Origin of the sequence: Acrocarpospora pleiomorpha, assembly GCF_009687885.1 — a bacterium.
Classification (GTDB): domain Bacteria; phylum Actinomycetota; class Actinomycetes; order Streptosporangiales; family Streptosporangiaceae; genus Acrocarpospora; species Acrocarpospora pleiomorpha.
On sequence record NZ_BLAF01000049.1, the window covers coordinates 23507 to 37258 of the forward strand.

The 13752-nt window shown below is 72.1% G+C and carries 6 protein-coding genes; all 6 read left to right on the forward strand.

Going from position 1 to position 13752, the window contains the following annotated elements; all coding sequences use genetic code 11:
* Positions 1 to 41: 41 nt before the first annotated feature.
* From Aple_RS35215 to Aple_RS35240, 6 genes are read left to right on the forward strand one after another with little or no spacing between them, the layout of a single operon-like run.
* Positions 42 to 9605, forward strand: coding sequence for a type I polyketide synthase (locus Aple_RS35215; protein ID WP_155349073.1), 9564 nt, complete (start codon positions 42 to 44; stop codon positions 9603 to 9605).
* Between the two features lie 28 nt (positions 9606 to 9633).
* Complete coding sequence (locus tag Aple_RS35220; RefSeq protein ID WP_155349074.1) at positions 9634 to 10479, forward strand: 3-hydroxyacyl-CoA dehydrogenase family protein; 846 nt, start codon at positions 9634 to 9636, stop codon at positions 10477 to 10479.
* A gap of 23 nt (positions 10480 to 10502) precedes the next feature.
* Positions 10503 to 10751 carry an acyl carrier protein gene (locus Aple_RS35225; protein WP_155349075.1) on the forward strand — a complete coding sequence of 83 codons (249 nt, stop codon included), beginning with the start codon at positions 10503 to 10505 and terminating at the stop codon, positions 10749 to 10751.
* A gap of 1 nt (position 10752) precedes the next feature.
* A complete protein-coding gene (locus tag Aple_RS35230; protein ID WP_155349076.1) occupies positions 10753 to 11901 on the forward strand; it encodes an acyl-CoA dehydrogenase family protein in 1149 nt (382 codons plus the stop codon).
* Positions 11901 to 12977 (forward strand): HAD-IIIC family phosphatase, encoded by a 1077-nt coding sequence (locus Aple_RS35235; RefSeq protein WP_155349077.1) that lies wholly within the window; start codon positions 11901 to 11903, stop codon positions 12975 to 12977. Before Aple_RS35230 ends, Aple_RS35235 begins: the two co-directional genes overlap by 1 nt.
* Complete coding sequence (locus Aple_RS35240; RefSeq protein WP_155349078.1) at positions 12970 to 13746, forward strand: thioesterase II family protein; 777 nt, start codon at positions 12970 to 12972, stop codon at positions 13744 to 13746. The genes Aple_RS35235 and Aple_RS35240 overlap by 8 nt, the downstream gene beginning before the upstream one ends.
* The last annotated feature ends 6 nt before the right edge of the window (positions 13747 to 13752 follow it).

Here is a 13752-nt window from a genome sequence, read left to right on the forward strand (position 1 = left end):
GGACGCCCGAAGAGAGGACGCCCGACGTGAGGACGCCCGACATGAGGAGTGATGACGTGGTCGATGACGAGGGTTCCGGCACCGACATCGCGATCGTCGGGATGTCCGGACGGTTTCCCGGCGCGTCCGGCGTGGCCGAACTGTGGGCCAACATCCGGGCCGGCCGCTCCGGCATGACCCGGTTCACCGACGACGAACTGCGCGCCGCCGGGGTGACCGAGGACCTGCTCGCCGACCCCGGATACGTGAAGGCCGGTGCCGTGATCGACGGCGTGGAGCTGTTCGACGCGGGGTTCTTCGGGTTCAGCCCGAAGGAGGCGCAGATCCTGGACCCGCAGCACCGGCTGTTCCTCGAGCACAGCTGGGAGGCGCTGGAGGACGCGGGCTGCGACCCCACCCGATTCGACGGCGCGATCGGCGTCTTCGGCGGCTCGGCGTGGAGCTCCTACCTGCGGAACAACCTGGTGCCCAGCGACATCAGCGCCGTCATGGGCGAGCTCGCGGTCGGCCTGGCCAACGACAAGGACTCGCTCACCACCCGGGTCTCGCACACCCTCGGCCTGTCCGGTCCCAGCTACTCCGTGCAGAGCTACTGCTCCACCTCGCTGGTTGCGATCTGCGCCGCCGCCAGCAGCCTGGCCGGTTTCGAGAGCGATCTCGCGCTGGCCGGCGGCGTCGCGATCGGCGTGCCGCACCGGGTCGGCTACCTCTACCAGCAGGGCGGCATCGCCCCGCCGGACGGCGAATGCCGCGCCTTCGACGCGGGCGGCCTCGGCGCTCCGCTCGGCAGCGGCGTCGGCGTGGTCGCGCTGCGCCGCCTGGAGGACGCGCTCGCCGACGGCGACCAGATCTACGCGGTCATCCGGGGCTGGGCGGTCAACAACGACGCCGGCCGCAAGGTCGGCTTCACCGCGCCAGGCGTGCAGGGCCAGGCGGCCGTGATGGCCGAGGCGCTCGCCGCCGCCGGTCTGGTTCCCGCCGACATCGACTACGTGGAGGCACACGGCACCGGCACCGCTCTCGGCGACGCCGCCGAACTGGCCGCGCTACAGCAGGTGTTCCGGAACGAAAACCTGCTGATCGGCTCGGTCAAGCCCAACGTCGGCCACCTCGACCGCGCCGCCGGCGTGACCAACCTGATCAAGGCCGCACTCGCACTCCGGCACGCCGAGATCCCGCCAACCCGCAACCTCTCCGCCCCGAACGCCCAGCTCAGCGCGGGCGGCGCCCGCCTGGACGTGGTCACGGAACTGCGCGACTGGCCGCGCACCGCCGGGCACATCCGGCGGGCCGGGGTCAGCGCCTTCGGCATCGGCGGCACCAACGCCCACGTCGTGCTGGAGGAGGCCCCACCGGTCTCCCACCCGGAGCCCGCACCCCGCCCGCAGCTACTCATCTGGTCCGCCCGCTCAGCGAAAGCCGCCGACGACCTGACCACAGGCCTCTCCGACCACCTCTCCGACCACGTGGTCGCCGCGACCGCCGCGACCGGCACCCTGGTTCGCCTCGGTGAGGGCTCCGTTGCTACCGAGGACGGCCTCACGGTCCGCCCCGGCAGCGTGGTCGATGAGCGTGCCGCCGACCTTGCTGACCGCCTCGCGGGCACGTCCGGACTTCGGCTCGGCGATGTCGCCCATACCTTGCAGATCGGCCGCCGTGTCTTCGAGCACCGGCGGTTCCTGGTGGCCTCCACGGCGGCCGAGGCCGTCGCCGCCATGCGGGACGTCGGCGTGCAGGGGCGCGCGGAGAGCCGGAGCGACCGCCCGGTCGGGTTCTTGATCGCGGGCACCGGCGAGCAGTACCCGGGCCTGGCCGAGGACCTCTACGCCACCGAACCCGCGTTCAAGGCCGTCCTGGACGAGTGCCGCGCGATCCTGCGCACCCGGATGGGCGGGATCGACCCGATGGAGGAGATGCTCCGCACCCGCGACACCGCCGCCGGGGGCGGCCTGGCCGCCCTGCTCGGCCGCGGCTCCGCCGCTGGGGCCGCCCTGCTCGGCCGCGATGCCGTCACTTCCGGCGCGATGCCGACCGCCCTGCTGCACCCCGCGCTCTTCTCCGTCGAGTATGCGCTGGCCAGGACCCTCATCGGCTGGGGCGTCGAACCGGCCGTGCTGGCCGGGTACAGCCTCGGCGAGTATGTCGCCGCCTGTCTGGCGGGCGTGCTGTCGCTGGAGTCCGCGCTCGCGCTGGTCGCGCACAGGGCCAGCCTGATCGACACGCTGCCCGCGGGCGCGATGAGCGCCGTCCCGCTCGGCTCGGCCGATCTGGCCGGACGGATCGCGCGGGGTGGCATCACCGGGATCGACGTGGCCGCCGAGAACGGGCCCGACCTGACCGTGCTCGCGGGCGAGCCCGCCGCCATGGACGCGGTGGCGGCGCTGCTGGCGGCCGACGGGGTGCCGTGCCGCCCGCTGGCCACCGGGCACGCGTTCCACTCCCGGATGATGGAGCCGGTCCGCGCCGAGCTGACGGCCTGGATTCGCGCCAATATCGGGCTCTCCGCGCCGCAGATCCCGTATGTGTCGAACGTCACCGGCGACCTGATCACCGCCGAGCAGGCCACCGACCCCGGCTACTGGGCCGATCACATGTGCTCGACGGTCAAGTTCGACGCCGTCCTCGGCACGCTGCTGGCGCAGGGCGACCTGGCCCTGCTGGAGCTCGGCCCCGGCCAGTCGCTCGGCGCGATGGTCCGGGCTCACCGCGACTGCCCGCGCGACCGCTGGCCACTGATCATCCCCACCCTCCCGGCCGCCGCCGACCCGCGCCCCGCCGCGACCGTGCTCACCGAGGCCATCGGGCGGCTCTGGCTGGCCGGCGCCCCGATCGACTGGCCCGGCTACCAGCAGGACCGACCGGCCACCAAGGTCGGGCTGCCCACCTACCCGTTCCAGCGCGAGCGCTACTGGATCGACCCCCCGGCCGGGCGCCCCGCCGAGGCTCCGCGCCTCGCGGCCGACCCCGACCACGTCCAACTGCTGGAACCCCGCTGGACCGCCGAAGTACTGCCCGCCGAGACCGACGCCATCGGCCGGTATGTCCTGTTCGCCGACAGCACCGGGGTCGCCGACGCGCTGGCCCAGTCGCTCCGCGCCGACGGCGGCGAGGTGGTGACTGTGCGGGCGGGAACCGCGTTCGCCGAGATCCCCGGCGGTTTCACCATCGACCCCGCCTCGGCCGCCGACCACATCACGCTCGCCCGGCGACTGGCCGCCGACGGACCTTCCGTCGTCGCCGACCTCCGCCTCCTCGACCGCCCCCTTGGCCCGATCGGCGGCCTAAACGGCGGTGCGATCGATGGCCTGAACGACGGCCTGAACGACGGCCTGAAGGACGGCCCGGTTGGCGGTGCGATCGACGGCCTGAACGACGGCCTGAACGACGGCCCGATCGGCGGTCTGATCGATGGCCTGAACCACGGCCTGAACCACGGCCTGAAGGACGGCCCGATCGGCGGTCCGATCGACGGCCTGAACGACTGTCCGGACGGGCGGGCCGTTGTTCCGCTGGCTCGGCTGCTGGATGCCTTCGGTGACGAAGGGGGCGACAGCACCCGCGTGGTGGTCATCACCCTGGGCGGCCAGGCCGTCTCACCGGGGGAGCACGCCGACCCGGCTCAGGCGGCGGCGGCGACGCTGCCGATTGTCGGCAACCAGGAGTACCTCACCCTCGACTGCCGCGGTGTGGACCTCGATCCACGCGCGAGCGCCGCCGGTCACGCGGACGCCCTCGCCGCCGAGTTGCGGCGGACGTCGGCGGACATCCTCGCCGCGTACCGGAACGGCCGCCGCCACGTGCGGGAGTTCGTCCCGGCCAAGGGTGCCGCAGACAAGATGGTCACGGACAAGATCGCCGAAGACAAGATCGCCACGGGGAAGATCGCTGCGGAGAAGATCGGGGTGCGCTCTGGCGGCACCTACCTGATCACCGGTGGGCTCGGCGATGTCGGCCTGCTTGTCGGCGAGCACCTGATCCGGGCCGGTGCGGGCCGGCTGATCCTGACCAGCCGGGGCGGCCCGCGCGGGGACGGTGCCGAGCGGTTGCGTGCGCTCGGTGCGGAGGTGCTCACCCCGCGCGTGGACGTCACCGACGCCGACGCGATGCGCGCGATGCTCGCCGACGTGGGCCGGGTCGACGGGGTGGTGCACGCCGCCGCCGAGACCGGGCCTGACACGTTTCTCCCGCTCCGCGATGTCACCGACGCCGCCGTCGCCCGCCACTTCGGCGCCAAGGTCACCGGCGCCCGCGTGCTGGCGGAGGTGCTGGCCGACCGAGAGCCCGACTTCTGCGTGCTGTTCTCCTCCACCTCGTCGATCCTCGGCGGCATCGCGTTCGGCAGCTACGCGGCCGCCAACGCCGCGCTCACCGCCCTCGCCCGGCGGCCCGGGTGGGTGGCGGCGAGCTGGGACACCTGGTCGGTCACGCTGGAGCGCCTCGAAGGCGGGATGGGTGCCGCGATGGTCGCCCACTCGATGACCGCCGCCGAGTCCCTGGCCGCGCTCGACAATCTGATCGCGATCGGGCGGCCCGCCGTCGTGGTGGCGGCCGGTGGCCTGGCCGACCGGCTGCCGAAGATCGCCGCCGCGGCCGAGCCGGCGCGCGGTGGCGAGCGTTTCCCCCGGCCCGAGCTGCCGCAGCCGTACAGCCCGCCGCTGACCGGCACTGAGCGCTCGCTGGCCGAACTCTGGTCGGAGGTGCTGGGCGTCGAGCCCGTCGGCACCCGCGACAACTTCTTCGACCTCGGCGGGAACTCGCTGGTCGCGCTCCAGATGCTGGCGCTGATCAAGAAGCGGTTCGGGGTCGCCGTGCCGACGGTGCTGCTCTTCGAGGCCCCGACCGTACACCGGCTGGCCGCGATCCTGGACGAACGCGGCGCGGCCCCCCAAACCAAGGCCATCGCCCCCAAAACCCCCGCCGCGCCCCGGGCCACCGCGACCCAGCTCGACGATGACCGGCGGATCGCGATCGTCGGCATGGCGGGCAGGTTCCCCGGCGCGGCCGACGTGGACGCGTTCTGGCGCAACCTCCGCGACGGCGTCGAGTCGATCAGCTTCTTCACCCCGGAGGAGCTCAAGGCCGCCGGCGTCGACGAGGCCCTCATCCACGACCCCGCGTATGTCCCCGCCCGCCCGATCCTGGACGACATCGCCGGCTTCGACGCCCAGTTCTTCGGCATCAGCCCCCGGATGGCCGCCCTCACCGACCCGCAGCAGCGCGCCTTCCTCGAAGTCTGCTGGGAGGCCCTGGAGCAGGCCGGCTACGCCGCCCCCGAGCACCGCGGCCGGGTCGGCGTGTACGGCGGCACCAACATCAGCACCTACCTCCTCCAGATGGGCGACCGCCTGCTCAGCGAGGACGAGGACGTCAGCCACTACGAGATCATCATGGGCAACGACAAGGACGCCCTCACCACCACGGTCTCCTACCTCTTCGACCTGTACGGCCCGAGCGTCGCCGTCCAGACCTTCTGCTCCACCTCCCTGGTCGCCGCCCACCTCGCGGTGCAGAGCCTGCGCGCCGGGGAATGCGAGCTGGCCCTGGCCGGTGGAGTCTCGATCCGGGTCCCGGACAAGGTCGGTCACATCTTCGGCCCCGGCGGCATGGAGTCGCCCGACGGCCACGTCCGCACCTTCGACGCGCAGGCCAAGGGCAGCATGTTCGGCGACGGCGCCGCGGTGGTCCTGCTCAAGCGCCTGTCCGACGCGATCAGGGACGGCGACCACATCTGGGCCGTGATCCGCGGCTCCGCGATGAACAACGACGGCGCGCTCAAGGTCGGCTACACCGCGCCCAGCGTGGTCGGCCAGGCCCGGGTGATCGCCGACGCGATGGCCGACGCCAGGGTCACCGGCGAGGACATCAGCTACATCGAGGCGCACGGCACCGCCACCGAACTCGGCGACCCGATCGAGGTGGCCGCGCTGACCCGCGCGTTCGGCCCGACCAGCGACACCCGGTACTGCCCGATCGGCTCGGTCAAGACCAACGTCGGCCACCTGGACCGCGCGGCCGGCGCGAGCGGCCTGATCAAGACCTCATACGCGCTGACGAACCAGGTGATCCCGGCGAGCCTGCACTACACGGCCCCCAACCCCGAAATCGACTTCGACAACAGCCCCTTCTACGTGAACACCGAGCTTTCCCCCTGGCGGACCCGCGACGGCCGCCCGAGGATCGCCGGGCTCAACTCTCTCGGGATGGGCGGCACCAACGTGCACATGGTCATCGAGGAAGCTCCGGCACGGCCCGTCGCCGTCGCGGACGAGCAGGGCCGCCGCTACCAGATCCTGCCGGTCTCGGCCCGCAACGCCACCGCCGCCGACCAGGCCGCCCAGCGGCTCGGCGAGCACCTCAAGAACGCCCCCGGCACCCGGCTGGCGGACGCCGCGTACACCCTCCAGGTGGGCCGCAAGACGTTCGAGCACCGCAAGGTCGTCGTCACCACCGCCACCGCCGACGCCGCGCTGACCTTCACCGGCGAAGCGGGCCAGGAGGGCGTGCTGTCCCGGGTCGACACCGTGCAGGGCCGCCAGGCGGCGTTCCTGTTCGCGGGCGTCGGCGAGCAGTACCCGGGCCTGGTCACCGAGATCTACCAGCGCGAACCCGCGTTCCGCGCGGCCCTGGACGAATGCCTGGACCTGCTCCGCGAGCAGCTGGGCGACGTCGACCTGCCCGGCCTGCTCGCCGGTGGGCGCGGCGCGGGCGCCGACCTGGCCGCCCTGCTCGGCCGGGCCACGGCCGACACAAAGGACGACCGGGCCGACGCGCTGAAGCGCACCGAAGTCGCCCAGCCCGCCCTGTTCGCCATCGAGTACGCCCTGGCCCGCACCCTGATGGCCTGGGGGATCCAGCCCCGGCTGATGCTCGGCTACAGCCTCGGCGAGTACGTCGCGGCCTGCCTGGCCGGCGTCCTCTCCCTGCCGGACGCGATCGCCCTGGTCGCCCACCGGGCCAAGCTGATCTCCACGATGCCGGCCGGGTCCATGGTCGCCGTCTCGATGCCCGCCGAGGACGTGCGCCGCAAGTTCCGGCTGGAGCGGCGCGGCCTCGACCTCGCCGCCGTCAACGGCCCGCAGGTCGCGGTGGTCGCCGGGCCGCAGGACGAGATGGAGCGGCTCGTCGCCGAGCTGCGCCGGGCCGAGATCCCGTGCCGGGCGCTGGAGACCACGCACGCGTTCCACTCCAGGATGCTCCAGCCGATCAGCGGCGAGCTGACCGACTGGGTGAAGGCCAACATCCGGCTGAACCCGCCGGAGCTGCCGTACATCTCCAACTTGACCGGCGAGCTCGCCGACGCCGACCTGGTCTGCGACCCGGGCTACTGGGCCGAGCACATGTGCCGGACGGTGCGGTTCGGGGCCGGGGTCGAGACGCTGCTGGCCGATCCCGAGCTGGCCGTCGTGGAGATCGGGCCCGGCCAGTCGCTGGGCGCGCTGGTGCGCGGGGCCGGCTGCCCGCCGCAGCGGTGGCCGCTGATCCTGAACGTGCTGCCCGGCGGGAGCGACCGGCGTCCGGACGACGAGGTGCTGGCCGGGTGCCTGGCCCGGCTCTGGCTGGTCGGCGCGGAGCTGGACTGGAACGCCTACCACGGGCGGCTGCCGGGGGCCGAGACCGCGAACCTGCCGGGCCGGATCCCGCTGCCGACTTACCCGTTCCAGCGGCACCCCTACTGGATCGACGGGTCGCCGGCTGTGCCCGTACCGAAGGTGAAGGCCCTGGACAGCGGCAACCTGTTCGATGCGATCACCAGCTTGCCCAAGCTGCCCGAGGAGCGGTGGCTCTACTTGCCAGTCTGGCGGCAGACCGCCGCTCCCGCGCCCAGCGCTGAGCAGCCCGGCTCGTGGCTCGTTTACACCCGCGAGGGGGCAGCTGACGACGTGGCCGCCGAGCTCGGCGCGACCGTCACGCTGGTCCGCCCCGGCGAGGGCTACGCCGCCACCGCGGACGGCTACACGATCCGCCCCGGCAGCGTGGCCGACACCCTCGCCCTCCTGCGCGACCTCCGGGCAGGGGGCCGCCCGCTCGACCGGGTCCTGCACCTGTGGACCCTGGAGCCGGGCGAACACACCATCGAGTACGGCCTGCACACCCTGGTCGCGCTGGCCAGAGCGGCGGGCGAGTCCGGCATCGACGCCTGGTCGCTGGACGTCGCGGTCTCCGGCACCCAGGAGGTCTTCCCCGGCGAGGTCGCCAACCCCGACGGCTCCACGCTGATCGGCCCGTCGCTGGTGATCCCGCTGGAGTACCCGAGGGTCGCCACCCGCTTCATCGACGTCGACACCCCGGCCGGCCTGGTCGCCGAACTGGGCCGCCCGCAGACGGACCGGATCGTCGCGCTCCGCCGAGGCCGCCGCTACCTGCCCGGCTACGAGACCATGGCCACCCCCGAGACCACCCCGCTGCGCGAAGGCGGCGTCTACCTGATCACCGGCGGCCTCGGCGGCATCGCGCTCGGCCTGGCCGAACGTCTCGCCCGCGACGCCAAGGCCAGGCTCGTCCTGCTCGGCCGTACCGGCCTGGCGGGCGAGGGCGAGGCGGCCAGCCGCCGGAGCGCCCAGGTCCAGGCCATCCGCGACCTCGGCGGCGAGGTCGAGATCGTGGTCGGCGACGTGGCCGACCCCGCCGCGGTGCAGCGGGCCGTGGACACGGCGATCGAGCGGTTCGGCGCGCTGCACGGCGTCCTGCACGCGGCCGGCCTCCCGGCCATGGGCCTGATGCAGTTCAAGCGACCGCCGGAGCTCGACGCCGTGCTCGCCCCCAAGATCGCCGGAACCCTGGCGCTCGCCGAAGCCCTCCGGATCGGCGAACCCGACGAGATCGGTCTTGACTTCCTCGCGCTGTTCTCCTCGATCACCTCCGCCACCGGCGGCGGCCCCGGCCAGGTCGACTACTGCGCCGCCAACGCCTACCTGGACGGCTACGCCCAGCGGCTGGCCGCCACCGGCCGCAACGTCGTCTCGATCGACTGGGGCGAGTGGACCTGGAACGCCTGGGAGGCCGGCCTGGCCGGCTACGACGAGGGCCTGCAGAACTTCTTCAAGGAGAACCGGGTCAGGGTCGGCATCGACTTCGAGGCGGGCTACCGCTCGCTGCTGCGCGTCCTGGCCAGCGGCGAACCCCGGGTCGTCGTCTCCACCCAGGAGTTCGAGACCGTCGTCACCGGCAGCGCGCGCTTCAACCTGGAGGCGGTGACCTCGCCCGCCGTGACCGGCGCCGGCGGTGATCGGCATCCCAGGCCGGAGCTGGTCACGCCGTACCAGGAGCCGTCCGGGCCCAGGGAGGAGGCCATCGCGGCCATCTGGTGCGACGCGCTCCGGCTCGACCGGGTCGGCGCGGGAGACAACTTCTTCGAGCTCGGCGGGAACTCGCTGCTCGGCGTCAGCATCGTGGCCGCGCTGCGCCGCGAGTTCGAACTCGCCGAACTGCCCCCGCACATCTTGTACGAGGCGCCGACCGTGGCCTCGCTCGGCACGACCATCGAGGCCCTCACTTCGGGCGCCGCACCGGCGTCCGGGACAGCCGACGGAGAAGGGGGCAGCCACGTCCGCGCCCAGCTCCGCCGGTCGGGCCTGGAACTGTCGGCAGCCCGCCGACGTCGGTGAGCACCATCAACCAGAGAACGGAGAGGTCATGACAGTTATCGGTGTAGTGGGCGCCGGCGTGATGGGAGTCGGCGTCGCCCAGAACCTGGCGCAGACCGGCCACGACGTGGTGCTGGTGGACACGAACGAGGAGATCCTCGCGGCGGCCCGCAGCACCATCTGGCGCAACGCCAGGATGAGCAGCCTGATGGGCGGCCCGGTCCTGGACCCCGACGACGTGCTGTCCCGGATCACCACCGCGGTGGGCGCCGAGGCGGTCGCCAAGGCCGACGTCGTCATCGAGAACGTGACGGAGAACTGGGACATCAAGCGATCGGTGTACGAGACGATGGACGCGGTCTGCGGGCCCGACACCATCTTCATCGTCAACACCTCCGCGATTCCGATCACCAAGGTCGCCGCCGTCACCGGCCGCCCGGACAAGGTGGTCGGGGTGCACTTCATGAACCCGGTCCCGGCCAAGCCGGCCTGCGAGCTGATCCCCGGCGTGCACACCACCGCCGAGACCGTCGAACGCACCCGCGACCTGCTGGCCGCCATGGGCAAGAAGGCGATCGACGTCAAGGACGCCTGCGGTTTCGTGTCCAACCGGGTCCTGATGCTCACCGTCAACGAGGCCGCGTTCCTCGTGCACGAGGGCGTCGCCACCGCCGAGTCGGTCGACGAGGTGTTCCGGAGCTGCTTCGGCCACCCGATGGGCCCGCTGGAGACGGCCGACCTGATCGGCGTCGACACCATCCTCTACAGCGTCGAGGTGCTCTACGAGCACTACGCCGACAGCAAGTACCGCCCCTGCCCGCTGCTCAAGCAGATGACCGACGCGGGCCTGCACGGCCGCAAGTCGGGCCGCGGGTTCTACACCTACGCCAACTAAGCGCAAACCTTAAGGAGCCGGTTATGTCCGACAACACCAAGGACCAGATCCTCGACTTCGTCCGCGCCCGATACCCGCAGGCGGACATCGACGAGTCCCAGGACATCTTCGCCCTGGGCTTCGTGAACTCGCTGTTCGCGATGGAGCTGGTGATGTTCATCGAGAAGACGTTCGGCATCACCATCCCCAACGACGAGCTGAAGATCGACAACTTCAGGACCGCCAACACCATGGCGGAGTTGGTGGGCCGGCTCACCCCCGCGCGGGTCTGACATGACGACCCTGGCTGAGATCGCGCCGGACACGCTCCAGGTCACCGACCGGACGTCCGCCCGCGCGTTCGTCGACACCCACATCGCCCCGTACGCCGACGCGTACGACCGGCAGGGCCGCGTGCCCGAGGAGCTGCTGGAGCGGATGACCGCCGCCGGGCTCTGGGCCCCCTTCCTCCCCCCGGAGGCCGGCGGCGCCGGGATGGACCTGGTCACCCTCGGCGAGGTCCACGAGGAGGTGGGCCGGGGCTGCTCCTCGGTCCGCAGCCTGCTCACCGTGCACACGATGGTGTCGTGGGCGGTGCAGCGGTGGGGCAGCCCGGACCAGCGCGAGCGGTGGGCGCCGGCGCTCAGCCGGGGGGACGTGCTCGCCGCGTTCTGCCTGTCCGAGCCCGGCGCCGGCAGCGACGCGTCCGGGATCTCCACCAACGTCGTGGCGCGGAACGGCGGGTGGACGCTCAACGGCGTCAAAAAGTGGATCACCAACGGCCAGCGGGCCGACCTGTTCCTGGTCTTCGCCCGCACGGCCACCAGCATCGGCGCGTTCCTGGTCCCCAGGAACAGCCCCGGCGTCGAGGTGACCCCGATCGAGGACATGCTCGGCACCCGGGCGTCGATGATCGCGGAGGTCTCCTTCCGCGACGTCGCCCTCGGCCCGGACGCGCTGCTCGGCCCGAGCGGCTTCACCGCCGGCATGGTGCTGACCGGCACCCTGGACCTCGGCCGCTACAGCGTCGCGACCGGTTCCGTCGGCATCATCCAGGCCGCCCTGGAGGCGTGCGCCGCGTACGCCTCCCGCCGCACCGTCGGCGGGTCGCTGCTCAAGGACCTGCCGCTGATCCAGGCGAAGCTCTCCGACATGGTCACCGACGCGCGGGCGGCCCGCCTGCTCGTCGCGGAAGCCGGTCGGCTCAAGGACGCCGGCGAGGCGTCCACGATCATGGCGACCTGGGTGGCGAAGTACTTCGCCTCCACCGCCGCCGCCAGGCACGCGACCGAGGCGGTCCAGATCCACGGCGCGAACGGCTGCAGCCCCGACTACCCGGTGGCGCGGCTGTACCGGGACGCCAAGGTCATGGAGATCATCGAAGGCAGCAACGAGATCCAGCGCATCACCATCGCTGGCCAGGCAGAACGGGAGATCATCTGATGACCGTGGTCGACGAAACCCCCCTTGTCGTCCCGGCGAAGCCGGTCCGGGGGCGGATCAAGTGCGTGGTCTGGGACCTGGACAACACGCTCTGGGACGGCGTGCTGCTGGAGGACGGCCACGTCACCCTGCGGCCCGCGGTGGTGGCGCACATCCACCGGCTCGACCAGATGGGCGTGCTGCACTCGATCGCCAGCAAGAACGACCGCGACGCCGCGCTGGAGAAACTGCGCGAGTTCGGCATCGAGGACATGTTCCTGCACCCGCAGATCAACTGGAACCCCAAGTCCGACTCGATCGCGCACATCGCGAAGGCGCTCAACCTCGGCCTGGACGCGTTCGCGTTCGTCGACGACCAGGAGTTCGAGCGCGGCGAGGTCGGCCACAGCCTGGCCGACGTCACCCTGGTCGACATCCTGGACCTGGAGGAAGCCCTGGCCCGGCCGGAGTTCATCCCCCGGTTCGTCACCGACGAGTCCGCCCAGCGCCGCATCATGTACCAGGGCCAGGCCGCGCGGGACGAGCTGGAGGCCGACTTCGTCGGCACCAACGAGGAGTTCCTGGCCGGGCTCGAGATGCAGTTCACCATCGCCCCCGCCGTACGGGACGACCTGCAGCGGGCCGAGGAGCTGACGGTCCGCACCAACCAGCTCAACTCGACCGGCCGCACCTACTCCTACGAGGAGCTGGACGAGCTCCGCGAGTCGCCCGGCCACCTGCTGCTGGTCGCCTCCCTGACCGACCGGTTCGGCAGCTACGGCAAGATCGGCCTCGCCCTGGTGGAGAAGGGCGAGCGGGTGTGGCGGCTCAACATGATGCTGATGTCCTGCCGGGTGATGTCCCGCGGCGTCGGCATGGTGCTGCTCAACCACATCATGCGGCTGGCCCAGGCGGCCGGCGTGTCCGTGCGTGCCGACTTCGTGGAGACGGGCCGCAACCGGATGATGCAGGTCACCTACGCCTTCGCCGGGTTCCGCGAGGTCGCCAGGGACGGCGTGCACGTGGTCCTCGAGGCCGACCTGTCCACCGTCCAGCCGCCCCCGCCGTACGTCCACCTGGAGATCATCGATGAATGACGACGTGATCGGCCGGTGGATGCCGTTCGCCAGCCAGACCGGCGCAGGACCCGGCGCGCTCGCGCTGTACTGCCTGCCGCACGCCGGCGGCGCCGCCTCCACCTACCGGAGCTGGCAGCGCGTCCTGCCCGGGGTGGCCGTCCAGCCGATCCAGCTCCCTGGCCGGGACAGTAGGCTCAGGGAGCCCGCCTACGACCGGATGGGCCCGCTGATCGCCGACCTCGCCGAGGTCATCCAGGCAGACGTCTCGCTCGGCTCGGTCAACCGCAGATACGCCCTGTACGGCCACAGCCTCGGCGCGCTCGTCGTGTTCGAGCTGGCCCGCGAGATCCGCCGCCGCGGCGGGCCGCCGCCGGTGCACCTGTTCGTGTCCGGCTCGGTCGCCCCGCAGCTCGCCTACGAGGACGGCAAGCCGGTCGGGCAGATGACCCGGCCCGAGGTCGTGTCGATGCTCCGCGAGCTGGGCGGCACGCCGGAGTGGCTGCTGGCCGACCCCGGCGTGCTGGACATGATCCTCCCGGCCGTGGTGGCCGACTTCACCATCAAGGAGACCTACGAGTACCGCGACGAGAAGCCGCTGGACCTGCCCATCACGGCCATGCCCAGCACCGACGACTCCCGGATCAAGGCCGACACCGTGACGCCGTGGGGGGAGCAGACCACCGCGGACTACGAGCTCCAGCCGTTCGTCGGCGGCCACTTCGCGGTGTTCGAGCAGGCCGCGCTGACCCACAAGCTCATCTCCAAGGCCCTGCTCAAGTGGATGTGAAGCACC